General features: G+C 32.7%; 26 protein-coding genes. 17 read left to right on the forward strand and 9 right to left on the reverse strand.

The features are described from left to right. Nucleotides 1-281: 281 nt before the first annotated feature. The gene (locus OH806_RS09675; protein WP_264743478.1) at nt 282-923 is read left to right on the forward strand and encodes a uracil-DNA glycosylase; all 642 of its coding nucleotides are present in this window, start codon (nt 282-284) and stop codon (nt 921-923) included. Here OH806_RS09675 and OH806_RS09680 read toward each other — a convergent pair. Together OH806_RS09680 and OH806_RS09685 are read right to left on the reverse strand one after the other, a co-directional pair. Further along, nucleotides 910-1404, reverse strand: a complete 495-nt coding sequence (locus OH806_RS09680) for a hypothetical protein (RefSeq protein WP_264743479.1) — start codon at nt 1402-1404, stop codon at nt 910-912. The two genes, OH806_RS09675 and OH806_RS09680, sit on opposite strands and share 14 nt — an antisense overlap. 10 nt (nt 1405-1414) lie before the next feature. Continuing rightward, nucleotides 1415-1906: a DUF456 domain-containing protein gene (locus OH806_RS09685; protein ID WP_264743480.1), complete on the reverse strand. Its 492-nt coding sequence runs from the start codon at nt 1904-1906 to the stop codon at nt 1415-1417. Nucleotides 1907-2037: 131 nt separating this feature from the next. On the opposite strand from OH806_RS09685, the gene OH806_RS09690 reads away from it, so the two are divergent. The 12 genes from OH806_RS09690 (at nt 2038) to gloA2 (ending at nt 12548) form a co-directional block, all read left to right on the forward strand. Continuing rightward, on the forward strand, nt 2038-3300 hold the full coding sequence (locus OH806_RS09690; protein ID WP_264743481.1) for a mechanosensitive ion channel family protein: 1263 nt from the start codon (nt 2038-2040) through the stop codon (nt 3298-3300). 57 nt (nt 3301-3357) lie between these two features. Beyond that, nucleotides 3358-4083: a pyridoxine 5'-phosphate synthase gene (locus OH806_RS09695; protein WP_264743482.1), complete on the forward strand. Its 726-nt coding sequence runs from the start codon at nt 3358-3360 to the stop codon at nt 4081-4083. A 51-nt stretch (nt 4084-4134) separates the two neighbouring features. Continuing rightward, nucleotides 4135-4914, forward strand: a complete 780-nt coding sequence (locus OH806_RS09700) for an alpha/beta fold hydrolase (protein WP_264743483.1) — start codon at nt 4135-4137, stop codon at nt 4912-4914. A gap of 115 nt (nt 4915-5029) precedes the next feature. Beyond that, nucleotides 5030-5239, forward strand: coding sequence for a microviridin/marinostatin family tricyclic proteinase inhibitor (locus OH806_RS09705; RefSeq protein WP_264743484.1), 210 nt, complete (start codon nt 5030-5032; stop codon nt 5237-5239). Nucleotides 5240-5270: 31 nt separating this feature from the next. Next, nucleotides 5271-5489 carry a microviridin/marinostatin family tricyclic proteinase inhibitor gene (locus OH806_RS09710; protein ID WP_406567620.1) on the forward strand — a complete coding sequence of 73 codons (219 nt, stop codon included), beginning with the start codon at nt 5271-5273 and terminating at the stop codon, nt 5487-5489. 97 nt (nt 5490-5586) lie between these two features. Further along, on the forward strand, nt 5587-6543 hold the full coding sequence (locus tag OH806_RS09715; protein WP_264743485.1) for an MvdC/MvdD family ATP grasp protein: 957 nt from the start codon (nt 5587-5589) through the stop codon (nt 6541-6543). After that, the gene (locus OH806_RS09720) at nt 6536-7540 is read left to right on the forward strand and encodes an MvdC/MvdD family ATP grasp protein (protein WP_264743486.1); all 1005 of its coding nucleotides are present in this window, start codon (nt 6536-6538) and stop codon (nt 7538-7540) included. The genes OH806_RS09715 and OH806_RS09720 overlap by 8 nt, the downstream gene beginning before the upstream one ends. A gap of 223 nt (nt 7541-7763) precedes the next feature. After that, nucleotides 7764-8777 (forward strand): NAD-dependent epimerase/dehydratase family protein, encoded by a 1014-nt coding sequence (locus tag OH806_RS09725; protein WP_264743487.1) that lies wholly within the window; start codon nt 7764-7766, stop codon nt 8775-8777. After that, the gene (locus OH806_RS09730) at nt 8774-10540 is read left to right on the forward strand and encodes an AMP-dependent synthetase/ligase (protein WP_264743488.1); all 1767 of its coding nucleotides are present in this window, start codon (nt 8774-8776) and stop codon (nt 10538-10540) included. Before OH806_RS09725 ends, OH806_RS09730 begins: the two co-directional genes overlap by 4 nt. Nucleotides 10541-10577: 37 nt before the next feature. Then, nucleotides 10578-11633: a diphosphomevalonate decarboxylase gene (locus tag OH806_RS09735; RefSeq protein ID WP_264743489.1), complete on the forward strand. Its 1056-nt coding sequence runs from the start codon at nt 10578-10580 to the stop codon at nt 11631-11633. 83 nt (nt 11634-11716) lie between these two features. After that, nucleotides 11717-12160, forward strand: coding sequence for a nuclear transport factor 2 family protein (locus OH806_RS09740; RefSeq protein WP_264743490.1), 444 nt, complete (start codon nt 11717-11719; stop codon nt 12158-12160). Nucleotides 12161-12170: 10 nt separating this feature from the next. Further along, nucleotides 12171-12548 carry an SMU1112c/YaeR family gloxylase I-like metalloprotein gene (gene gloA2, locus OH806_RS09745; protein WP_264743491.1) on the forward strand — a complete coding sequence of 126 codons (378 nt, stop codon included), beginning with the start codon at nt 12171-12173 and terminating at the stop codon, nt 12546-12548. 3 nt (nt 12549-12551) lie between these two features. Here gloA2 and OH806_RS09750 read toward each other — a convergent pair whose 3' ends face one another. Both OH806_RS09750 and OH806_RS09755 read right to left on the reverse strand, forming a co-directional pair. Continuing rightward, complete coding sequence (locus OH806_RS09750) at nt 12552-12935, reverse strand: DUF1634 domain-containing protein (RefSeq protein ID WP_264743492.1); 384 nt, start codon at nt 12933-12935, stop codon at nt 12552-12554. Further along, nucleotides 12935-13765, reverse strand: a complete 831-nt coding sequence (locus OH806_RS09755; RefSeq protein ID WP_264743493.1) for a sulfite exporter TauE/SafE family protein — start codon at nt 13763-13765, stop codon at nt 12935-12937. The genes OH806_RS09750 and OH806_RS09755 overlap by 1 nt, the downstream gene beginning before the upstream one ends. A gap of 84 nt (nt 13766-13849) precedes the next feature. On the opposite strand from OH806_RS09755, the gene OH806_RS09760 reads away from it, so the two are divergent. Beyond that, nucleotides 13850-14398: a DUF1543 domain-containing protein gene (locus OH806_RS09760; protein ID WP_264743852.1), complete on the forward strand. Its 549-nt coding sequence runs from the start codon at nt 13850-13852 to the stop codon at nt 14396-14398. Nucleotides 14399-14437: 39 nt separating this feature from the next. Next, nucleotides 14438-15553 carry a 5-(carboxyamino)imidazole ribonucleotide synthase gene (locus tag OH806_RS09765; protein WP_264743494.1) on the forward strand — a complete coding sequence of 372 codons (1116 nt, stop codon included), beginning with the start codon at nt 14438-14440 and terminating at the stop codon, nt 15551-15553. A gap of 43 nt (nt 15554-15596) precedes the next feature. Here OH806_RS09765 and OH806_RS09770 read toward each other — a convergent pair whose 3' ends face one another. The 3 genes from OH806_RS09770 to OH806_RS09780 all read right to left on the reverse strand — a co-directional run bounded on the left by OH806_RS09770 (nt 15597) and on the right by OH806_RS09780 (nt 19273). Further along, complete coding sequence (locus OH806_RS09770; protein WP_264743495.1) at nt 15597-17720, reverse strand: cation:proton antiporter; 2124 nt, start codon at nt 17718-17720, stop codon at nt 15597-15599. A 6-nt stretch (nt 17721-17726) separates the two neighbouring features. Further along, complete coding sequence (locus tag OH806_RS09775) at nt 17727-18290, reverse strand: hypothetical protein (protein WP_264743496.1); 564 nt, start codon at nt 18288-18290, stop codon at nt 17727-17729. 77 nt (nt 18291-18367) lie between these two features. Beyond that, entirely contained in the window at nt 18368-19273 is a 906-nt protein-coding gene (locus OH806_RS09780) for a DMT family transporter (protein ID WP_264743497.1), read from the reverse strand. A gap of 93 nt (nt 19274-19366) precedes the next feature. On the opposite strand from OH806_RS09780, the gene OH806_RS09785 reads away from it, so the two are divergent. Together OH806_RS09785 and purE are read left to right on the forward strand one after the other, a co-directional pair. Beyond that, nucleotides 19367-20494: a DUF6630 family protein gene (locus tag OH806_RS09785; protein ID WP_264743498.1), complete on the forward strand. Its 1128-nt coding sequence runs from the start codon at nt 19367-19369 to the stop codon at nt 20492-20494. 80 nt (nt 20495-20574) lie between these two features. Further along, nucleotides 20575-21078 (forward strand): 5-(carboxyamino)imidazole ribonucleotide mutase, encoded by a 504-nt coding sequence (gene purE, locus OH806_RS09790; protein WP_264743499.1) that lies wholly within the window; start codon nt 20575-20577, stop codon nt 21076-21078. A 27-nt stretch (nt 21079-21105) separates the two neighbouring features. Here the strand turns inward: purE and yiaA are convergent, their stop codons facing one another. Together yiaA and ahcY are read right to left on the reverse strand one after the other, a co-directional pair. Next, a complete protein-coding gene (gene yiaA, locus OH806_RS09795) occupies nt 21106-21498 on the reverse strand; it encodes an inner membrane protein YiaA (RefSeq protein WP_264743500.1) in 393 nt (130 codons plus the stop codon). Nucleotides 21499-21649: 151 nt separating this feature from the next. Next, on the reverse strand, nt 21650-22963 hold the full coding sequence (ahcY, locus tag OH806_RS09800; RefSeq protein ID WP_264743501.1) for an adenosylhomocysteinase: 1314 nt from the start codon (nt 22961-22963) through the stop codon (nt 21650-21652). Nucleotides 22964-23172 lie beyond the last annotated feature (209 nt).

Here is a 23172-nt window from a genome sequence, read left to right on the forward strand (position 1 = left end):
ATTTTTAATATTATTTTTAATATTTATTTTTGACGAAGTTGAACTTTATGATTTTTATTCTGAAAAGAAATTGTTAAAAAAATAAATCATGCAAAGAAGAGCCTCAAAATTTGTGATGAAAGTCACGCGCTTTTTTTTGCTGATATGAATGTGAAAAGTTAAATTATAGTAGAAGTGGTGTAGTTTAATATCTTTTAGAAGTTTAAGATATAATTGATTTTTAAACAGGAAGGATTGATAGAATGTTTCTTATATTCTTTATTATTAATTATTTTTGCATCATGACTTGGACAGAAATTTTAACCCCGATAAAAAATACAGAATACTTTACAACTCTTTGGGAGAAAGTAAAGCAAGAATATGCTACCACAAAAGTTTTTCCATCGAAAAATCAGATTTTCAGAGCGTTAGAAATCACACCTTTTGATGAGGTGGAAGTTGTAATTATTGGTCAGGATCCTTATCATAATGACTTTCAGGCGAACGGTTTGTGTTTTTCGGTTTCTGAGCAGGTTACAGCACCACCTTCTCTTAAAAATATTTTTATCGAATTAAAGGATGATTTGGGAATCGTAAGAACTTCAAAAGAATTGGATGATTGGGGAAAACAAGGGGTTTTGCTGTTGAATGCAACTTTAACGGTTCGTGCACATTCCCCGAATTCTCATAAAGATTTGGGTTGGGAAAGGTTTACTAATTTTATTATTAAAGAAATTTCGGATAAAAAAGAAAATGTAGTATTTGTTTTGTGGGGAGCTTTTGCGCAAAAAAAAGCCGAACTCATAGATTCGACTAAGCATTTTGTTTTGAAATCGGCACATCCTTCTCCGTTTTCTGTATACAGAGGTTTTTTTGGAAGTAAACCATTTTCAAAAATTAATGAATATTTGGTTTCCAAAGGAAAGAAGCCTATTTCATGGTAGGTTTTTCTTCTGTCTTTTTGATGGAAATTCCTATTTGATATTTTCCTTTTAAGGCACCTGCTCCGTCTTTGAAGTTCGGATAAGGTGTTACTTCTCTCAGTGAGATTGTATATCCGTTAAATTGGGCTGATTTGGAGAGGTTTCGGCTGGTGTTATCCATTGTAGCAAGATTGAGAGTGACAGGTCGGGTAGAAAGTCCCATTACTTCAATATTAGCAACAGCAACTCCTGCCCAGATACACTGAACGTCAGTTGGGCATCTGCTGTCTTCGGAAACGTCTTTGAAAGTGACGTTCATATCGTATTGCTTCAAAAATTTATTTTCACCTTCCTTAAAATAGATAATTTCGTTTTCTTTATTGGTAGGTGTTGATTGTGTTTGTGAAGCTGAAGTATTGGTGAGGATTTTTGTTTCCTTTTGAGCATTGCAATTCGCTAAGGTTAATAATCCTAAACTGAATATAATGGTTTTGTGTATCATGATTTTGTTATTAAATAACGTTAAGTATATCTAGTAATACTACCAAAAACATTGCCACACCAACTACAAAACTAAATCCTGTTCCGTAAATAAAGCCAATTAGTGCTCCTTTTGTTGATTTCCAGGCTTTTTTCATGTCTTTGCTGTCGTGAAGTAATTCTCCAATAAAAACTCCGGCAAACATTCCCGCTAAGAAACCTAATGGAATGGGTAAAAATATTCCGACAATGGTTCCGATGATAGAGCCGATGCTTCCCCAACGGGTTCCTCCGTATTTTTTAGTTGTTTTTGCCGGGATTACATAGCTTAAAACTACAGAAAAGAGAGTTAAAGCTCCAAAAACCCAAATGTATAAAATGGATAAATCTGCATCTGTCCCGAATTTGTAGATTAATAACCCACAGATACTTAATAATAACCCGGGTAAAACAGGTAAGAAAGTTCCTAATATTCCTATGAATAATAGTATAAGGCAAAGTATATTAATTAATGTAGTGTCCATTTTTTTTAATTATAATGCAAGATATGAAAAAGAAAATTTGTTTTAAAGTCTAATTCTTTGGGATGGAAATTGCTAATGAAATTTAATGTTAGTAATGTAAAATCAAGTCTAATTTTCCTAAATTTGTTTTAATGAAAGACGAAATACAAGATACCAAAAATTTTCTAGAAAACTTTAGTGATGTAATCCATTATTTTATAAAAGATAATGTGCATAATGATTTCGTTTTGCCACTTCAGATATTGCTGAAATTTCTTTTTCTTGCAATTCTTGTCTATTTAATAGATGTAATCTTGAAATTTGTTATAAATGGTGGGTTTAAACTATTTTTTAATAAAGAGAGATTTCCTATTTTAAAATCAATTTATCAATCAAGAATGACTAATTCTTTAAGTCATTTGATTGCATTGGGTTTTGGAAGTTATGCATTGTATTCCATTTTCTGGAGGCATAGAAAAAGCTTTGCTTTTTTAGAAAGGATTATAGATCTTGCAATTGTATTAGTTTTAGCGGGTTTGCTTTATAGGGCGTTGTCAGCATTTAGAAACTATTTTATAATTAAGCAGGATTATTATAAAATAATGGCTTTGAATGCTATTTCTGAAACAGTGAAGATTTTCGGAATATTTATTTTTTCAATCGTAGGTATTTGTATTGTTTTTGGGATAAAAGGAGGTACTATTCTTGGAAGTCTAGGAGCTATTACGGCTGTTTTGGTTTTAGTTTTCAGAGATACTATTTTGGGTTTTGTAACAGGGATTCATGTGGCAACTTCAAAAAACATGAAAGTTGGTGATTGGATTGGGATTCCTAAATATAATATTGAAGGAAATATTTTGGATATTAGTCTTTTAACAACGAAAATTCAAAATTTTGATAAAACAATTTCTACCATTCCGACCTATGATTTTTTAACAACAGAGATTAAAAACTTACAGGTGATGTCTGAGTCTAATACAAGGCGTATCAAGAAGTCAATCTATTTTAATATCAATTCATTCAAATTTTTAACAGATGAAGATATTGGGCGTTTAAAGGAAATTAATCTGATTTCAGAATATCTCGAAAGAAAAGAGAGTGAATTGAAAAAAGAAAAAGAAAACCTGAAGCATAAAGATAAAATTGTAAACGGAAGTCAGCTTACCAATATTGGTGTTTTTAGATATTACGCACAAAAATATATTGAAAACGATCCTGATGTTGATAAAGAAGGAAAGATGATGGTTCGCCAACTTGAAATAACTCCACAGGGTCTACCTTTAGAAATTTATTGTTTTGCTAACGATTCTAAGTGGGAACATTTTGAGCAAATTCAGGCAGATATTTTTGATCACTTGCTTGTTGCGTCAAAAGAATTTGACTTACAAGTGATGCAGGTAAGTGTAAAAGTATAATTGAAAATATTTGACTTAAAAACCCACTTTGAGTTGGGTTTTTTTTATTTTTGTATCATGACAAAATTAAGTGTAAATATTAATAAAATTGCAACATTAAGAAATGCGAGAGGAGGTGAAACGCCAAGTGTGACGGAAGCTGCAATGAAGATTCAGGAGTTTGGCGGACAGGGAATAACAATTCATCCAAGACCTGATGAAAGGCATATAACAAGAAAAGATGTTTATGATCTGAAGCCTTTGATAACAACAGAGTTTAATATTGAAGGAAATCCTCATCGTTCATTTGTTGACATGGTTTTGGAGATAAAGCCAGAGCAGGTAACTTTGGTTCCGGATGCGGATGATGCTATTACTTCTAATGCGGGTTGGGATACCATAAAGCACTTAAGTTTTCTTACAGAAATTATTGCCGAGTTTAAAAATGCTGGAATCAGAACTTCGATTTTCCTTGATCCTAATCCTGAATTAGTAGAAAATGCTGCAAAAACCGGAGCTGATAGAATTGAGCTTTATACGGAAGCTTATGCTAAGAATTATTTATTAAATAAAGAACAGGCTATTAAACCATATTATGATACAGCAGTTGTAGCCACGGATTTTGGATTAGGTTTAAATGCGGGACATGATTTGAGCCTAGAGAATTTAAAATATTTTGCGGATAATATCCCGAATTTATTGGAAGTTTCTATTGGTCATGCTTTGATTTCCGAGGCTCTTTATATGGGATTGGAAAATACGGTTCAGGCTTATCTGAAGAGATTGGCAAAATGGGAAAATTAGAAGTTAAAGTAATTTCTTGACTTTTGATTTTTAATATCTTATAAAAAAAATATGGAAATTTTACATTCAAAAATATTTGGCGAAAATCTTTCGTCTACACCGCTCTTGGTATTTCACGGATTATTCGGAATGCTTGATAATTGGGGGAGCTTTGGTAAAGATTTAGGAGAGTTTTTGCCTGTTCATCTTATTGATTTGAGAAATCATGGGAGGAGTTTTCATTCTGAAAGTATGTCTCATGATGATTTGGCTGATGATATCGCTAATTATATGAATCATTACGGAATTCAAAAAGCTCATATTTTGGGGCATTCTTTGGGTGGGAAAGCTGTGATGCAGTTTGCTATAAGGTATCCTAATATGGTTGAAAAACTGATTGTTGTAGATATTTCTCCAAAAGCATATCCTCCACATCATCAAGGTGTTATTAAGGCTCTGGAAAGTGTGGATTTTAATACTGTTAATTCAAGAAATGAAGTTGAAGCTGTTTTAACTCAATATATTCCTGAAAAATCAACAATTCAGTTTTTAGCTAAAAATCTGTATTGGGATGATAATAAGAAATTGAATTGGAGGTTTAATCTTAAAACATTATCCGAAAAATATGCTGAATTTGTCTCAAATGCAATAAAATTTGGTGTTTTTGAAGGTGAAACGTTGTTTATTGCGGGTGAGAAATCAAATTATATTTTACCCCAGGATGAGTATGCTATTAAACAACAATTTCCAAAAGCGAAAATTGTAACTGTGAAAAATGCAGGACATTGGGTTCAGGCAGAAAATCCTGTTGATTTTGCTAATGTTATTAAGTTATTTTTAGAATTAAGTTAATATAATGTTTTTATTGTTGTTAAATAGTTAAAATTTTCTTAAAAATTTAATTTTTCTTCGTTGAGTGAATTTTTTTTGATATTTTAGTCATCGTTAATCATTAAATATTGAAAAAATGGAAAAGAAAAATTCAAAAAAGCCATTCTTTGCTTCGTTTTTAGAGAAACAAGTTAAAGAGCCAAAAGGAGTTCAGGGAGGAGGTATTACTTCTGTTCTATTGGATAATGTAACTTCTGTTTTAGCAGATAATGTTACAAAACCAGGAGGGGATAATGTAACAATGAAATATCCTTCTGACGGAGATGAAGACACTCAGACTGTCTAATTAATAACAATTTATAACTAATAACTTAAACATGAAAAACAAAAACTCGAAGAAAAAGCCATTTTTTGCTTCATTTCTAGAAAAGCAAATTAAAGATTCTGCAACTGTAACAGGGGGTTCTACAACTCTTCCTCTAAAGGACACAGTAACAATTCCTGAATATGATTCTGTAACAAGACCGACTTTGGATTTGGAACATACTCAGAAATATCCTTCTGATGGAGATGATGATGTAAAGTATGCAGAATAAAATAATTATTGATTATAGCGTAGATATAAAATAATATTAAAAACTATAAGAAAGGAAGCTTAGTTCTAAGTTTCCTTTTTTAATAAATGAACTGTTAATGATTCTTTGTATCACTCATTCTCAAGATTTTTATAATGTTGATATTTTCTTTGAGTACTTACAATCTCAAAATATACCATATTTCAGGCTCAATTCCGATAGACTCAATCATCTTCAGAAGATAAGTATAAATCATGATTCATTTACTCTTATTGATGAGTTTGGAAACTGTCTCAATTCTAAAGATGTAAAAGGTGTTTGGCATCGTAAATCATGGAAGATTTCCGTTCCGGAAGAGTTGGACGAAAATTTTGAAAAGATATTTCTTAAAGAATATGTATCTCTTCGAAATAATTTGTTGACGATTTTACAAGACATTCCTTGGATAAATCCTTTAGATCTTGAAGAAAAAATAGATATTAATAAAATGTATCAACTAAAGATTGCAAAAAGAAATAATTTAACTATTCCTGAAACGATTTTTTCGAATGATGAAAGTGAAATTAGACACTTTTTTAGCGATGTATGTAACGGAAAAGCAATAGCCAAACTTCATGGAGTTCTTACCAAATCTATGAGTGGCGAAAATCTGCTTTCTACCACTATTATACAGGAAGAAAATTTAGAATTTATATCAGATATTATGTATTGTCCTATGATTTTTCAACCTTACATAGATAAAGAATATGAATTAAGAATTACCTATGTAGACGGAGATTTTTTTACAGGTAAAATTAATAACAGTGACAATGCAGATTGGAGAGTCGCCCAAGGAAATTACTTTTGGTCAGAATATCAGTTACCGGAAAATATTGAGAAAAACCTTGCCTCAATGATGCAAGAAATGGGATTGTATTTCGGAGCAATTGATATGATTAAAGGAAAAGACGGAGAATATTATTTTCTTGAAGTAAATCCTCAGGGAGAGTGGGGAATGCTTCAAAAAGAACTTGGTTTTCCCATTGCGCAAAGAATAGCAGATAATCTTATAAAAAGAATGAATACCAATGAATAAAATCTTAATTATAACTCATACAGCAGATAATTTTTCAATAGAGAAAGTAACAGAATATATTGCTCAAAATGAATGTGAAGTTATTCGTTTTGATGTTGACCTGTATCCTCTAAATAATAAACTTACAACATCTTTTCAAAACGGGAAATGGGAAACTTTTCTTGAAACTACTGATGCTAAACATCGATTAGATGATATTTCCGCAGTTTGGTACAGAAGAGCTTACAATATCGGAAGAGGTTTGAAAGATGAGCTTGAGCCTAAATTTTATGGTGCAGCGATGGGAGAAATTAGAAATACACTTTTCGGATTTTTAGAGTCAATAGATGTGTATTCTTTGGGTAAGCCTAGTGTGTACAGAAGATTAGATAGTAAAGAAGAACAACTGAAAATTGCCGATAAAATCGGGTTGAAAGTTCCTGAAACCTGCATCACAAACAGTGCCGATGAAGCCAAGAAGTTTATATTAAAACATAAAAATGTTGTTGCGAAAATGCAGACAGGTTTTGCAATTTATGAAGATGGGGTAGAAAATGTTGTCTTTACAAATGTTGTAAATGAAGAAAAGTTAGACGAATTGGATAGTTTACTTTATTGTCCAATGCAGTTTCAAAAAATGATTGAGAAGAAAAGAGAGTTTCGTGTGACGGTTGTAGGTCGTGATGTTTTTGCTTTTGAAATTGATTCTCAACAGTTTGATGAAGCTAAAGTAGATTGGAGAAAAGATGGGGTGAATTTAATTGATAAATGGAAGCAAACCCAACTTCCGAAAGATGTTGAAGATAAAGTTTTGGAGCTTTTAGATGTTTATAATGTAGATTATGGCGCATTAGATATTATTGTATCTCCTCAAGACGAATATTATTTTATTGAAATAAATGCAGCCGGAGAATTTTTCTGGTTGGATAATCTTACCGAAGGAAATCTCATTTCCAAAAGCATTGCAGATGTTTTGTGTGACAAGGCTCCGAGAAGGGATAATGTAGTCTTGGCATAAGAATAATTTTAGCTTAAAAGATATATAATGTAAAACCTTTCTTTCCGAAAGGTTTTTGTTTTGTAAAATATTGAATTAATTTTCATATTATTAGTAAAATAGGGTTGAATTCTCCTCGAAAAATCGCAAATTTGCAGTTGCTATTTTCGGGTGATTTTTAATGAATTGCCGATTAGAAAATATTGTCATAATTTAGTCAACAATCAAGTAGAAATATAATTTGATGGTTTTTGTAACGGGCGCAACCGGAATTTTAGGAAGAATAATAGTTTTGGAACTTTTGAAAAAAGGGAAAAAAGTACGTGCTGCCAAAAGACCGACAAGCAATTTGAATGAAGTACTGCATTCCTTTCGGTTTTATGTTCAAAATCCGGACGAGATTTTTGGTAAAATTGAATGGGTGGACGTGAATTTTGATGATATTGACTCTCTTCAAAATGCTTTGAAAGGTGTGGAAGAAGTTTATCATTGTGCTGCAAAGGTAAGTTTCCACCCGAAAGATGAAAAAGAGATGTACCATACCAATATTAAAGGTACCGAAAATCTGCTTTTTGCTTGTGAAGGCTCAACAGTTACAAAATTTTTACATATAAGTTCCATCGCTGTTCTTGATAATTTTAATGAAAAAGGAGAATTGGATGAAGAGTCTGATTTTAATCCCAAAATAGAACATTCTGCCTATGCAATTTCAAAGCATTTATCCGAAATGGAAGTTTGGAGAGCATCTGCAGAAGGTCTGAATACCATTATCATCAATCCCGGAATGATTATCGGAAGCGGTAACTGGGGAAATAGTAGTGGAGACATTTTTCCGACATTTGAAAAAAACAGTTTTACTTTTTCAGGAGGAACGAGTTATGTAGATGTAAGAGATGTCGCAGCGATAAGTGTTCAGTTAATGGAAAAAAATATTTTCGGAGAACGTTTTATCATTGTTTCTGAAAATAAAAAATATGCAAAATTAGGACAACAAATCAGACGAAAATTAGGTTTGAAAGAAGCTAAAATATTATCCAAATTTCAACTGAATATGGGAAGGTTGGCAAATACGCTTTTCGGATGGTTGATTCCTTCACTCAGAATTATTACAAAATCAAATATAGAAGCCATTTCATCACTAAATATTATATCAAATGAAAAAATAAAAGAAAGACTGAATTATCAATTCATTCCTGTTGAGGAAAGTATTGATTTTCATCTTAACAATTATATTAACGACAAAAAGCTGAAGAAATGAATCTTGCAGAAGCAATTATCATCAAAAATGTAGAAAAACACCCTGTAAAATCAGCAATTGGTTTTAAGAAGAAAGATGATGGCTGGAAAGAACTGAGCTGGAAAAAATTTAGTGAAATTATTTTCAAAACAGCTAATGCATTAAAAAATGCAGGAGTAGAAGAGAACGACAAAGTAGCAATTTATGCTGATAATTCGGGTGAATGGATGATTTTTGATTTGGCAATTATGTCAATCGGGGCTATCACAGTTCCTATTTATTCTACCAATAATGCGGAACAGGCAGAATATATCATTAATGATTCTCAGTCTAAAATTATTTTAGTCGGAAATCAGATGCAATATGATGCTTCTCTTGAAATTTTACAGAAAGGAAGTAGTCTTCAAAATATTATTATTTCTAAAAAAGCCGTTTGGATTAAAAAAGAATTCAATAGCTTTTATCTGGAAGATTTTATTGCTAAATCTTCCCCGAAATTTGAAATCTGCAAGAAAGAATATGATGATGTAGCAACGTTGATTTATACTTCAGGAACTACAGGAACGCCAAAAGGTGTAATGCTTACACACGGAAATTTTATCAAGGCTTTTGATGCTCATTTTGAATATTTTAAGTTTAAAAATTTCGAAGAAGAGCTTTCTTTGGCTTTCTTGCCTTTGACTCACGTTTTCGAAAGAAGTTGGAGTTTGCTTTGTTTGTACGGTGGAGCAAGAGTATATTTCCTTGAAAATCCGAAAGATATTTCTAGTGCTTTGGAAGAGGTAAAACCAACCATGATGTGTGCTGTTCCTAGGTTTTTCCAAAAAGTATATGCCGGAGTCTTAGATAAAGCAGAGGAAGGTTCATCATTGAAGAAAAAAATCTTTGATTGGGCACTGAAAGTTGGTTCTGAAGCAGGAGAGTTGAGAAGCTTGGAAAAACAAATCCCATTCGGATTAAAAATAAAAAAATCCGTTGCGGAAGCATTGGTTTTCAGTAAGGTGAAAGAAAAAATGGGTGGCCGACTTTGGTTTTTACCTTGTGGTGGTGCTTCGGTTTCTCCGGAAGTTACAAAGTTATTTGAAGCGATGGGGATACATATCACGGTGGGATATGGTCTTACCGAAACTACGGCAACATTAACGGCTTTTCCGCTTAAACATTTCGAGCATGGAACGTGTGGACGTCCTTTACCGGGGGTAGAAATTCGTATTGGTGAAAATGATGAGATTCAGGCAAGAGGAAATGGTATCACAAAAGGATATTATAATAAACCTGAAGATACAAAAGCCGTTTTTACAGAAGACGGATGGTTCAAAACTGGTGATGCGGGGAAATTTGATGAAAAAGGGAATCTTATCATTACAGACAGAATTAAAGATTTAATGAAAACTTCCAACGGGAAGTACATTGCGCCTCAACAGATTGAAAATCTTTTAACCAATAATAATTTCATTCAACAAATCGTTCTTATAGCAGAAGGAAAACAATTTGTTTCTGCACTGATTGTACCGAATTTTGAGTTTTTAAAAGACCATTTGGCTAAAAATAATATTCCGTTTACCAATTGGGAAGAAATCGTTCAGAAGAAGGAAGTTATTGATTTTTATAAAGAAAAAGTTAATGAGTTTCAGGTTCACTTATCAGATTTTGAAAAAGTGAAAAAATTCACTTTAATGCCTGCTGAATTTGAAATTAATACAGGTGAAATTACACCTACCCTCAAAATAAAAAGAAATGTTGTTCTCAAAAAATATGCAGATATTATTGAGAAGATGTATTAATAAACCAAACCACAAAAATTGGTGTTTAAACTAAATTATGACAACACAGGAGTTTCTAGGAAAAGAAAATTTTATTATAAGTACACAAACGGTTTCTGAAAGTTGCCCGTCAAATATTGCTTTGATTAAATATTGGGGGAAATACGATAATCAGATTCCTGCAAACCCGAGTATTAGTTATACTCTGAATCATTGTAAAACCAATACTACAATGGAGTTTTTTGTGAATGAACCTTTTTCAGTTCAGACTTTTTTAGGTGGCAACGAAGAAGTGAAATTTGCAGAGAAAATTGAAAAGTATTTCAAAAATATAGAGCAATATCTTCCTTGGATTTTAAAGGGAAAATATATCATTAAAACAGAAAATACATTTCCTCACAGTTCAGGAATTGCAAGTTCTGCTTCAGGATTCGGAGCTATTGCAAAATGTTTAATGAAATTGGATGAGGTATTTTCAGGAAAAGAATCTGAAGAAGAATCTTTGAGGAAGGCATCGTTTTTGGCAAGATTGGGAAGCGGAAGTGCTTGTAGAAGTTTGTACAATGGTTTAGTTGTTTGGGGAGAATCTCAGGTGAAAGGGAGTTCAGATTTATTTGCGGTGCAATATCCAAATGAAGAAATTCACGAGATTTTTAAAGATTTTAATGACTGGGTTTTACTGATTCATGAAGGTCAGAAAAGTGTTTCTTCAACGGTAGGTCATGGTTTGATGAAAACCAATCCGTATGCTGAAAGAAGATTTTTGGAAGCCAGAGAGAATTTTACACCGATGAAGGAGATTTTGGCAAACGGAGATTTAGAAGGCTTTATTAAGTTGGTTGAACATGAAGCGCTTACACTTCATGCAATGATGATGATGAGCGAACCTGCTTTTATTTTGATGAAAACAGGAACCTTGGAAGTGATTAATAAAATTTGGGATTTCAGAAAAAAAACAAGATTGCCTTTGTTTTTTACGTTAGATGCAGGAGCTAATGTTCATCTTTTATTCCCTAATAACGGTTCTGAAGATAAAATTAAATCTTTTATTGAAGCTGAACTTTTACAGCATACTCAAAATAATGGAGTAGTGAAGGATGTGATGAGATTTTAATTCAATTTTTAATTCATATATAGAAAACGAGCTATTTTAGCTCGTTTTTTGTTTATATTTATTGAATATTAAACCCAATATTTATGTATAAATTATGTGTGGCTTTTTCATTTTTAGGAGTTTTTAGTTTTGGGCAACAGCAAAATCAAGAAATTGAAAAACCAATTAAAAATCTTTTTCTGGCAATGAAGAATGTGAATCCAGATTTATTGAAATCTTCCTTTACAGAAAATGCAATTTTGCAGACTATTACAAAAGACGGAACTGTAAAAACAGATAGCATTACAGATTTTATTTCTTCAATTTCAAAAACTTCTAAAGATGATTTGGACGAAAGAATAACAATTGAAGCTATTCATGTAGACGGAAATCTTGCGAGTGTGTTTACTCCTTATTCGTTTTATTATAAAGGAAAATTTTCGCATTGTGGAGCTAATAGTTTTCAGTTGGTTAAACAAAATGAAGAATGGAAAATTCAATATCTTATTGACACAAGAAGAAAGGATAATTGTGAGAACATAAATTAATTTTAAAAAAATGAAAATTCATCATATTGCTATTATTTGTTCAGATTATGAGGTTTCAAAGAAATTTTATACTGAAATTTTAGGATTAAATATCATTCGGGAGGTGTATCGTAAGGAAAGACAGTCTTACAAGCTAGATTTAGCGATTGATAACCATTATGTAATCGAATTATTTTCTTTTCCCAATCCTCCGCAAAGAGCATCGCGTCCCGAAGCTTGTGGATTAAGACATTTGGCTTTTTCTGTTAAAAATGTAAATGAAAAAAGGAAAGAATTAGTAGAAAAAGGTTTAGCTTGTGAAGAAATCAGAATAGATGAATTTACAGATAAAGAATTTTTCTTTACCCAAGATCCGGATCGGTTACCTTTAGAGTTTTATGAAGAATAATTTTTAGTGAGCGTAACCTGTGAAGAAGCTTATTGCCATAATGGCTAAGACAATAGAAGAGATGACTACATAAACGTAGTCTTTTTCTTTTAAATATCCGATTAATGCAAAAATAATTCTCATTAAAGGTGTGAAAATCAACATCAGGATTCCCAATTGGATAATTGCGACACCTTCTCCTTGACAAAGAGATCTCCAAAACTCACCCCATATTTTTTCAGAAGAAGAACCTATGGCAAGACTTGAGTATTTTTCAGGCATTTTAAAACCTTCTGAGAATAATTTAATAAAACCGATTAATGAAGTGATAACGGATAAAATAACTCCCAACCTCAGAAGATTTCCAACGGAGCGGTTCAGATCCACATCTGTGAAGTTCTTTTTCATTATCTGAAGTTTTTGTTTATACCGTTATACATCATGTAGATTGAGAGAATAGTGATAACAATGGCAAAGAAGGTTTTCAGTTTTTTTGTTTTTGAAACCATCAATGTTTTTGAACCGATAAAACTACCTACAACCACACCTATTAATACCGGAGCTACAATTACAGGGATAATTTCACCTCTCTGAAAGTAGATTAAGGCACTTGCTACAGCAGTTACGCCAATCATAAAATTACTTGTGGTGGTAGAAACTTTGAAAGGAAGTTTCATCATATTGTCCATGGCTAAAACTTTCAGTGCTCCAGAACCAATTCCTAAAAGCCCGGACATTGCACCGGCAAACATCATCATCAAAAATCCCGGAACCGTGTTTCTTGCAGCATAACTTTTCACAACTCCTTTATCAGGAAAAGTTCCGTATAATTTTAATTTATCCTCAAGGCTTCCTTTGATTAAAGGTTCCTGATGGTCGGGTTTTCCTTTCAAATTTAAAATAACGGTCAGAATCAGGATACTGGCAAAAATAATCCCGATTGTATTAGGGTTTAATGCTCCTGAAACCAAAGCTCCCACAATGGCACCTGCTGTTGTAGCAATCTCCAAAAACATTCCGATTCTCATATTGGTAAAACCTTCTTTTACAAACGCAACTGCAGCACCTGAAGAAGTACCGATAACGGAAATAAGTGAAGCACCAATTGCATAGTGCATAGGAACGCCAAAACCCAGCGTCAATAAAGGGATTATGATAACTCCTCCTCCTAATCCGGTCAGTGAACCTAAAAGTCCTGCCGAAACTGCCCCCAGAAAGAGAATAATGATTTCTGACATGTTACAAATATAAAACTATTGCACTATTTTGCCAAAACTTTAAAAAAGATAATTTTGATGTATTTTTGCATCATGGAAAATGAGCTGAAATTATTTTATATTATTCTTGGTGCAACTCCGAAAGGAAGAAATATTGAACAGCATGATGTTTTTTTCGGAATTGCTGAAAATCTAAAAGATTTAGTACCGGATATAAAGGATTTTTGGAAAGAAGCAGAAGGGAAAATACATTTGGACGCTTATCAGGAAGTAAAATTTGCTGATGGATACGCTGTTAAAATTGTAGAAAAAGGAACAAAAACATCAGAAGAACAGTTGTTTTTCATCAATTTAGGAGGGTATAAAAAAGGCTTTTTTGAAGAATTTCATGAACAACACTTAATGGTAGGAAACTCAATGGGTGAGGTGGTGAAAAGAGTGAAAGAAACAGAGTTTTATAAAACAATGGGTTTTGAAGGTGCTGTAAGTCATATTGATGATAAACATGGGGTAGATATTGATGATATTTATAATGTAAATGATATTCTTCCTCAAAAAATGAAAGAAAAATATTCTATAGTTTTAGAAAAATCGGATGTAGAAAACCAGAAAAATTTTATGGGATTGGGATATCTGAAAATTGATAAAATTTAAATCAAATAAATAAATCTAAAAAGAAATAAAAAGAAAAAAATGAAAATAGGAATTTTAGGAGGAGGGCAGCTTGGAAGAATGCTGATTCAGGAAGCATTGAAGTACGATGATGAATTTTACACACTGGATCCGGCTTCGGATGCCCCTTGCCATAATATCTCATATTTTACTCAAGGTAATTTCAATGATTACGAAACGGTTCTGAATTTTGGGAAGGATAAAGATGTTGTGACTATAGAAATTGAGCACGTAAATGCAGAGGCTTTAGCAGAACTCGAAAATCAAGGAGTAAAAGTGGTTCCTAATTCTCAAATTATCAAAACCATTCAGCAGAAAATTTTACAGAAAAAATTTTATCAAAAACATGAAATTCCGAGTCCAGAATTTGAAGTGATGGACGGAAGCTCAGACGAAATAAAAATGTCATTGCCTTTTGTTCAGAAAATGAATACAGGAGGATATGATGGAAAAGGAGTTCAGGTAATTCGTACCAATGAAGACATGAAAAATCTTTGGTTACAAGATTCTGTTCTTGAGAAATTGGTAGATATTGATAAAGAACTTTCAATAATCGTTGCTAAAAATGAAAATGGAGAAACCAAAGCTTTCCCTGTGACTGAAATGGTAGCCGATCCTAAATTGAATCTTTTAGATTTTAATGTTTGTCCTGTAGATGATTTATCAGAAGATGTAGAAAATCAAATTAACGTTATTGCTTCAAAATTTTTATCTGCTGTAGATTCTCCTGGACTTTTTGCGATAGAATTGTTTTTAGATAAAGAAGGGAAAGTTTGGGTAAACGAAACAGCTCCTAGATTGCATAATTCGGGTCATCAAAGTCAAGAAGGAAATGCCAATTCTCAGTTTGAACAGATGTATAGAGTGGTGAAAAATTTTCCTTTAGCAGATACAGATGCTATTGTTTATAGTGGAATGCTTAATCTTGTTGGAGCAGAAGGACATGCCGGAAAGGTTATTTATGAAGGAATGGATGAGGTTTTAAAAATGCCCGAAACATACGTTCATCTTTACGGAAAAACAGAAACCAAACCAGGTAGAAAAATGGGACACATCAATGTTTTGGCAGATTCCAGAGAAGAATTGATGGAGAAGCTGGTGAAAGTAAAAGAAATGGTAAGAGTAATTGCTGAATAAGCTATAAAGATATAAAAAAGACTGGCCTTCTCGCCAGTCTTTTTTATTTGAAAATTTTCTTAATGATATTCCCTATTTCCATAAAATCTCCATGATTTCCCACAGATCGTATTTCAGGATTGTTTTTGTCAAACTCAGAGAAAGGAAAAATTAAAAGATAGTTATTATTATTCAGATATTTATTCAGGAACTCAGGTATAAATCTCATTTGTGGAATATAAGACCTCATTCCACGTTTAGCCATAAAAACAATAAGAGCTTCGTCTTCTTGCAATTGTGATGCTGTTTTTTCACCGTCACGCCATGTCTGCATAATAATGAATTCAGCTTCAATATTGGCTTTTTTAATAATTCTTTGTAATATTTCCATAATATTCTCTGGAGTATAGAAAACCATCGTAGCGCCAGAATTTCTAGCAATATTCCAGACTCTTAAAAGGGCATGAAAAAATCCTGCTTCCCTGTGAGCGTTTTCAGGAATCATTACTGCGTATTTTTTAACGGTGGAAAGTGGTTGTGCTGCATGGTAAACCATAACATTTACATCATCATTCTGAAGATATCCGTTATATAGGTTATATACAAAAGAAGGGGAGAAGCCTTTTTCATCCTCAAGACCTATAATGAGGTCTGTGGCTTTCTGCTCTTTGATAACATTATTAATTCCATTTACAACATCATTATCATAACGCTTAAAAGCTTGTAATTTTACATCTGTAGAAGCTGCAATATCTACAGCCTGATGAAGTAGTTTTTCAGCATTTTTTACAGAAGATTCATTTTTGTCTTCATTAATTACATTCAGAGCAAAGATATTTTCTGTATTCTCGTGATCTTTTATCAAGATTGCCAAATTAACCATTCTTTCAACGGTCTTTTCATAATTAAGGGCAAGAAGAATATTTTCTTCTTCATGATTGTTTCCTGAAACTGTATCTTCATTGTCACTCTCCGCAATTTTCTGTCCGCTGGACAATGAAATAAATGATGAAATAGTACATGAGATGAGAATCAGTAAAATACTTCCATTAAGAACGTGCTCATTTAGTAATCTTATGGGTTCTCCGGTTTCGGTTTCGGAAAGGATGATATTATATCCAACCATTACGGAAGCTAAAGTTGCTGCCGCAGAAGCAGAACTTAACCCGAAAATTAATTTTCCCTCCTCTTTGGTTAAACGGAATGTTTTCTGGGTAGCAACAGCAGCAAGGTATTTCCCTCCTATGGAAGCAATCAGCATAATGGCGGCTACGCCGAGAGTTTCCCAGCTTTTGAAAAAAACTTTAAAATCAATCAACATTCCTACACTGATCAGGAAAAAGGGGATAAAAATGGCGTTTCCTACAAATTCTACACGGTTCATCAATGATGATGTATGAGGAATAAGCCTGTTTAATGCCAATCCAGCAAAGAAAGCTCCAATAATAGCCTCTACACTGGCAAGTTCAGCCAAAAGAGCCGCAAGGTAAATCATCACTAATACAAAAATATACTGGGAAATCTTATCATCAACTTTTTTGAAAAACCATCTTCCTATTATAGGAAACAGCAGAAGAACAACCAAACTGAAAACAATAAAAGAGATAGATAATTTTACCCAAAATTCTGTTCCTACATTTCCTTGTGACATTCCTACGATAATGGCAAGAACCAAGAGTGCAAGAATATCGGTAATCATTGTTCCTCCTACTGTAATATTTACAGCAAGATTCTTTACAATTCCTAATTTACTCAATAACGGATAGGCAATAAGGGTATGTGAAGAGAATAAACTTGCAAATAATACTGAAGTAAGAAGAGAGAAGTTTAAAAGATAATATCCACCGATAAACCCTATAACGAATGGAGCAAGGAATGTATAAATTCCGAATGTGAGACTTTTCCATTTATTTTTTTTGAAATCTCCCATATCTATTTCCAGACCTGCGAGAAACATGATGTATAATAATCCGGTGGTTCCGGTTACTACAATACTGCTGTCTCTGGATAAAATATTAAAACCGTTAGGTCCTATTACAGCTCCTGCAATAATGAGCCCCAAAAGGTGAGGAACCTTGATTTTATTTAATAGCAAGGGTGCAGCTAGTATGATGATAAGAACCAATAAAAATTTAAGGACAGGATCTTCAATAGGAAGACTCAGATTATGGATGTTTAATAAAATCATAAGTGTTTATTTTGTGGAACGTAGCAATTCAACAGAGAATTTTGCTGTACAGTTGTCGTCTATTGTAATAGTTCTTGTACCTTTTATTTTTTCCGCAGAAATCTCATTAAATAATACATTCATTTCTACCTTTTTTTGAGATGTGGAATCAGTCTTATAATATAATTTAATTTCGTTATTTTCAAATTTCCCGGAATATACTCTTACCAGTTTATTATTACTGATAATTTTAGTTATCATCTGTGTAGAGTCTTGGTCAAATTCCCAAATATCTGTACGTTGATCGCCAACTACATAATCTGTACAGCTGGATTCTGTGCAGATCGTTTTACCATTCCATAGGCCAGATATTTCTATTGGCCAACTGATAACATTAGCTGAATCTTTTTCAGAAAAAATACTGTCTCTCATTTTCAATAAGGCTTGATATTCAGATTCTTTCTGTGCGAAAAGTTTTTCTTTTTCAAGAAGTTGTTGTTCTCTGACGCTTAAGTTGTTTTCCTTTCTTTTGTCACTACAACCGATGAAAAAAAGAATAATAAAAAAAATTGCGAATAAATTTTTTAGCATATCGTTGATCTTGTTTCAACAATATAAGGAAAAAATACTAAAAAAATAAAAAGAATTTTCGAAAGTTTAGTGTAAAATTATTTAATCTTTTGTTTTTTTGATGCTTCTGGATTATAATTAATAATAAATATTCCACACATAATTAGAATAGCGGCAACGATAAATTTAGCGGAAATGCTTTCATTTAAAATCAGCCAGCCTAAAAATATGGCAATAATTGTATTGATGTAAGCTAATATAGAGACCTGAACAGGAGAAATTTTAGTTAATGCATAATGAAAAGCAAAAAAAGCAATCACAGAACCGAATATAGCAAGATAGAGCATTGCTGAAACGCTTCTTAATGTCCAATCTTCAAAATTGTAGTTTTCTGAAAATATGAAAGCAAAAATAACTTGTATAATTCCAGCAAATAAGAACTGATAGAATAAATTCAAAGAAATATTTCCGCTTTGAATATTCAATTTTTTGGTGAAAATAGTTCCTGATGCCCATCCTGAAATAGCACAAAACAAGAAAATAATTCCCATTCTGTAATCGGGATTGGCTAAATCTTTAACACCATCCCAAAAAATGAAAAGGATTCCGCCAAAACACATCAAAACACCTATTAAAGCCCTAAAGCTAAATTTTTGAATACCAAGTGCAACACTTCCTAAAAATACGAGAATAGGAGAGGCTGTACTGATAAGAGATGCTAAACTACTCGAAACCGTTTCTTCCGCAACCGTTGTCATGCCGTTGGCTACAACAAGCATTAATGTTGAAAAAATAATTTGATAGCCTAAGTTTTTCCAGCCAATCCATCGAAATTCCTTTCTGTAAATTAATATCAGTAAAATAATAATTGATGCCAAAAACTGGCGAATCCCTGCTACAAACCAAGCAGGAATGCTTTCTACAGCTACCCGAATGGCTAAAAACGTTGTTCCCCAAACTATGGCTACGGTGATTATGGCAAGAAGAAGTTTGTAATCTTTCAAAACGAAGGTGTAAAGTGTAACAAAGATATTGCTAGTTTTTATATTTTAGCGATAGATTAGGAAAATAGAATTAAATAGAGTGAATCAATCAATATGTGGAATCCATTTAGAAGAAAGAAAAAAGAACAGTCTAAAACTAAGTTTAATTTTGATTTTCAAACCTTTCATAATCTGTTTCAGTATCTTGTTCATGAGTCCAATCAAGTGAGTGTGTTTGTGGACGGGTTTGAAAAAGAAGCAGAAATGACATGGTATGAGTTTCCATATTCCTATCAAAATTCTGAATATGATGAGAAGGTTTTAGAACGAAAAGGGTTCAAAAACTTTTATGAATTGTTAAATATTGTTCACGAAAAAGCAGAAATAAGTCCTGTTGATATTGAAAGTGATATAGAAAACAATAGACAATATGATTTGATGATTTTCAACTTTTATGTGAATCCAAATGAAAATGAGAAAAGACATTTTAAAAGGATAAAATGTAGTTTTTACTTGTTCTTCGTTTGTGAAAATAATGCAGAAGAGATTAATTCTTTCAGGATTTTTTATTCGCGAGGTCTTATTTATACAATTGAAGATTTGCTGGATGCAAAGTTTTTGGGAGATATTAATAATCCTGAACCGGAAGATGAGATTTTTATTGAAAGATTTGAAAAAGTTTTGGCAGCATTGTCGCAGGAAACAGGAGTTATTATTAATGAAGAAATTTTGAATAAGCATCCCAATGTTCTTATTTCAAAAGATGCTACATTGCAGGATTTTAGAGAGGTCTTGGATATGACTAATTATTGGAAAATAGATAATGCGGAAGAACAAGCACAATATTTTTATGAACAATGGCAAAAGGATGAGGAGCAACTCATTGCTGAATTGGAAGAACAAGGTGAAGATTATTATGATGATGGGTATTTTCCTTTGAGATTTGAAATTATTCATGAAGATAATTATTGGCATAGTGACTGGAAATTTGATCCTGAAGATATGGAAGGAATTATCGAATACTTTCTGGATGAAGATTGGACGTTTGATTATCCTGAAGAAACCTACAGCCATGATCTCTTTGTATATGTACAAAAAGCATTGTCAGAAAAAGGTTTGGAACTTATGAATATGGATACTTTAGGAGACAGTTATGGCTTTTTTATAGTGAAAAAAGAAAATGTAAGCCATTTACTTAGCCTTTCGAATAAATTGAAATTGGGTATTGAAAGATTGTCCTAGTGTTTGAAAAAGATTATGGTTTATAGTTTATCCTTCGACCTCACACATTTTTTTTATCTTTGAATATCTAAAAAAGTAATATGATCGGAATTATTATGGGCAGTCAGAGTGATTTGCCAATCATGGAACAGGCAGCCAATTTTTTGAAAAGTTTAGATATTCCTTATGAATTGACTGTGGTTTCGGCTCACAGAACTCCGGAAAGGATGTTTGAATATGCAAAAACAGCCAAAGAAAGAGGATTGAAAGTAATCATTGCTGGAGCAGGAGGTGCTGCACATCTTCCGGGAATGGTGGCAAGTTGTACCACTTTACCGGTGATTGGTGTTCCTATTTTATCAAGTAATTCTATTGATGGGTGGGATTCTGTATTGTCTATTCTTCAAATGCCGGGAGGAATTCCTGTGGCAACTGTAGCTTTGAATGGAGCATTGAATGCAGGGATTTTAGCTGCAAAAATTTTAGGAAGTGCAGATAGTCAAATTTCGGATAAACTTCAAAAATATCAGGATTCTTTAAAAGATAAAGTATTGGGAACAGTTGATGATGTTAAAAAGCTGCATCCTAATCGGTATGATAAATAAAAAATGCTCCATAATCGGAGCTTTTTTTTATTCTTGAAGCATATTGTCTCGTGTATTTTTCTGAACAGCAATGGCTCCGAAAAGGGCTAATAAAAAAGCAAAGGCATAAAAACCTTTCTCACTCGGAAGAATAGTAGCATTCCATAAACCGATAGCTAATAAAACTATTGAAGATAGGGTGGCAAACCAACAAATACCATAATAAATATCAGTAACTTTAATATTTTCTAATCTGTCACGAACGGCTTTTTGCAAAGAAACGACAGCAAATAAACCATAAAGTAAGATGGTGAAATAATATCCTTTTTCATTGAGCTGCATTTCTGCTCTTGCAAGACCTACGACAAACCCAATCATTCCTGCTCCTAAAGCAATCCATGAGGCAGCTACGAATGCATTTGATACATTTTGTTTTTTCATTTTTAATGTTTTTTTTAAGATTTCAAATATATCACAAATTTTATTATGTATGAAATGGGGAAAATACGGTAAATAAAATTAGATTATGTATACCATAAAAAAACTCTTCAAGAATTTTTCTTGAAGAGTTTTTTATTAAGATTAAAAAATATTAATATCTATAATATTCTGGTTTGAATGGTCCTTCAACCTCTACACCAATATATTTAGCCTGTTCAGGAGAAAGAGTTTCTAGTTCTACACCAATTTTTTTAAGGTGAAGAGCCGCTACTTTTTCGTCTAATTTTTTAGGAAGTGTGTATACTTCGTTTTTGTAAGCTGCAGAATTAGTCCAAAGTTCAATTTGAGCTAAAGTCTGGTTAGAGAAAGAATTAGACATTACAAAAGATGGGTGACCTGTAGCACAACCAAGGTTTACCAATCTACCTTCTGCAAGAATAATGATTTCTTTACCATCTACGTTATAGATATCAACTTGAGGTTTTACTTCATATTTTGTAGAACCATAGTTATCGTTTAACCAAGCCATATCGATTTCGTTATCGAAGTGACCGATGTTACAAACGATAGTTTTATCTTTCATTTTTTTGAAATGCTCACCTCTTACGATATTGAAGTTACCTGTTGTAGTAATAACGATATCAGCAGTTTCGATTACATTTTCTAGTTTCTTAACCTCATAACCTTCCATGGCAGCCTGAAGTGCACAGATTGGGTCGATTTCTGTAACCGTAACAATAGAACCAGCTCCTCTGAAAGATGCAGCAGTACCTTTACCCACGTCTCCGTATCCGCAAACTACTACTCTTTTACCAGCCAACATAACGTCAGTTGCTCTTCTGATAGCATCTACTGCAGATTCTCTACATCCGTATTTGTTATCAAATTTAGATTTCGTTACAGAATCATTTACGTTAATTGCAGGCATTACTAAAGTTCCGTTTGCCATTCTTTCATACAATCTGTGAACCCCTGTTGTAGTTTCTTCAGAAAGCCCTTTGATGTCTTTAGTTAATTCAGGGTATTTATCAAAAACCATGTTTGTTAAATCTCCACCATCATCCAAAATCATGTTTAATGGTTTTCTGTCTTCACCAAAGAACAAAGTTTGCTCAATACACCAGTCAAATTCTTCTGCGTTCATACCTTTCCAAGCATAAACAGGAATTCCTGCAGCAGCAATTGCAGCAGCAGCGTGATCTTGTGTAGAGAAAATATTACAAGAAGACCAAGTAACTTCAGCTCCTAAAGCTACTAATGTCTCGATAAGCACAGCAGTTTGGATTGTCATGTGTAGACATCCTGCGATTCTTGCACCTTTTAATGGTTGAGAGGGGCCATACTCTTCACGGATTGCCATTAGACCTGGCATTTCAGCTTCTGCAAGGGTAATTTCTTTTCTGCCCCATTCTGCTAGGGAAATATCCTTAACTTTATAAGGAACGTATTGTGTTGTAGTACTCATATGTTGATGAATAAGTTTAAATTCAAAAAATTAAAAATAGAATGCAAAATTACAATTAATAATTAATATAAAAAAACGTGACTTGAAGTCTGGTTATAGGAAATTATACTTGCACTTGAAGATAAGATTATTGAATGGGAAATTAATTTGTATGACAATCTAATACCAATTTTATTAATTTTCTTTTTGGTAATTTTGCCCAATAAAAA

Origin of the sequence: Chryseobacterium oryctis, from assembly GCF_025971925.1 — a bacterium.
GTDB lineage: Bacteria > Bacteroidota > Bacteroidia > Flavobacteriales > Weeksellaceae > Chryseobacterium > Chryseobacterium oryctis.

Bases quoted from the DNA above. Each gene is read 5' to 3' on its own strand.
- OH806_RS09705 (WP_264743484.1), top strand. From the start codon at position 5,030: ATGGAAAAGAAAAATTCAAAAAAGCCATTCTTTGCTTCGTTTTTAGAG.
- OH806_RS09750 (WP_264743492.1), bottom strand. From the start codon at position 12,935: ATGAAAAAGAACTTCACAGATGTGGATCTGAACCGCTCCGTTGGAAAT.
- OH806_RS09680 (WP_264743479.1), bottom strand. From the start codon at position 1,404: ATGATACACAAAACCATTATATTCAGTTTAGGATTATTAACCTTAGCG.
- OH806_RS09725 (WP_264743487.1), top strand. From the start codon at position 7,764: ATGGTTTTTGTAACGGGCGCAACCGGAATTTTAGGAAGAATAATAGTT.
- OH806_RS09755 (WP_264743493.1), bottom strand. From the start codon at position 13,765: ATGTCAGAAATCATTATTCTCTTTCTGGGGGCAGTTTCGGCAGGACTT.
- OH806_RS09735 (WP_264743489.1), top strand. From the start codon at position 10,578: ATGACAACACAGGAGTTTCTAGGAAAAGAAAATTTTATTATAAGTACA.
- OH806_RS09710 (WP_406567620.1), top strand. From the start codon at position 5,271: ATGAAAAACAAAAACTCGAAGAAAAAGCCATTTTTTGCTTCATTTCTA.
- ahcY (WP_264743501.1), bottom strand. From the start codon at position 22,963: ATGAGTACTACAACACAATACGTTCCTTATAAAGTTAAGGATATTTCC.
- OH806_RS09720 (WP_264743486.1), top strand. From the start codon at position 6,536: ATGAATAAAATCTTAATTATAACTCATACAGCAGATAATTTTTCAATA.
- OH806_RS09685 (WP_264743480.1), bottom strand. From the start codon at position 1,906: ATGGACACTACATTAATTAATATACTTTGCCTTATACTATTATTCATA.
- yiaA (WP_264743500.1), bottom strand. From the start codon at position 21,498: ATGAAAAAACAAAATGTATCAAATGCATTCGTAGCTGCCTCATGGATT.
- OH806_RS09690 (WP_264743481.1), top strand. From the start codon at position 2,038: ATGAAAGACGAAATACAAGATACCAAAAATTTTCTAGAAAACTTTAGT.
- OH806_RS09785 (WP_264743498.1), top strand. From the start codon at position 19,367: ATGTGGAATCCATTTAGAAGAAAGAAAAAAGAACAGTCTAAAACTAAG.
- OH806_RS09675 (WP_264743478.1), top strand. From the start codon at position 282: ATGACTTGGACAGAAATTTTAACCCCGATAAAAAATACAGAATACTTT.
- OH806_RS09765 (WP_264743494.1), top strand. From the start codon at position 14,438: ATGAAAATAGGAATTTTAGGAGGAGGGCAGCTTGGAAGAATGCTGATT.
- OH806_RS09700 (WP_264743483.1), top strand. From the start codon at position 4,135: ATGGAAATTTTACATTCAAAAATATTTGGCGAAAATCTTTCGTCTACA.
- gloA2 (WP_264743491.1), top strand. From the start codon at position 12,171: ATGAAAATTCATCATATTGCTATTATTTGTTCAGATTATGAGGTTTCA.
- OH806_RS09740 (WP_264743490.1), top strand. From the start codon at position 11,717: ATGTATAAATTATGTGTGGCTTTTTCATTTTTAGGAGTTTTTAGTTTT.
- OH806_RS09715 (WP_264743485.1), top strand. From the start codon at position 5,587: ATGATTCTTTGTATCACTCATTCTCAAGATTTTTATAATGTTGATATT.
- OH806_RS09775 (WP_264743496.1), bottom strand. From the start codon at position 18,290: ATGCTAAAAAATTTATTCGCAATTTTTTTTATTATTCTTTTTTTCATC.
- purE (WP_264743499.1), top strand. From the start codon at position 20,575: ATGATCGGAATTATTATGGGCAGTCAGAGTGATTTGCCAATCATGGAA.
- OH806_RS09695 (WP_264743482.1), top strand. From the start codon at position 3,358: ATGACAAAATTAAGTGTAAATATTAATAAAATTGCAACATTAAGAAAT.
- OH806_RS09730 (WP_264743488.1), top strand. From the start codon at position 8,774: ATGAATCTTGCAGAAGCAATTATCATCAAAAATGTAGAAAAACACCCT.
- OH806_RS09770 (WP_264743495.1), bottom strand. From the start codon at position 17,720: ATGATTTTATTAAACATCCATAATCTGAGTCTTCCTATTGAAGATCCT.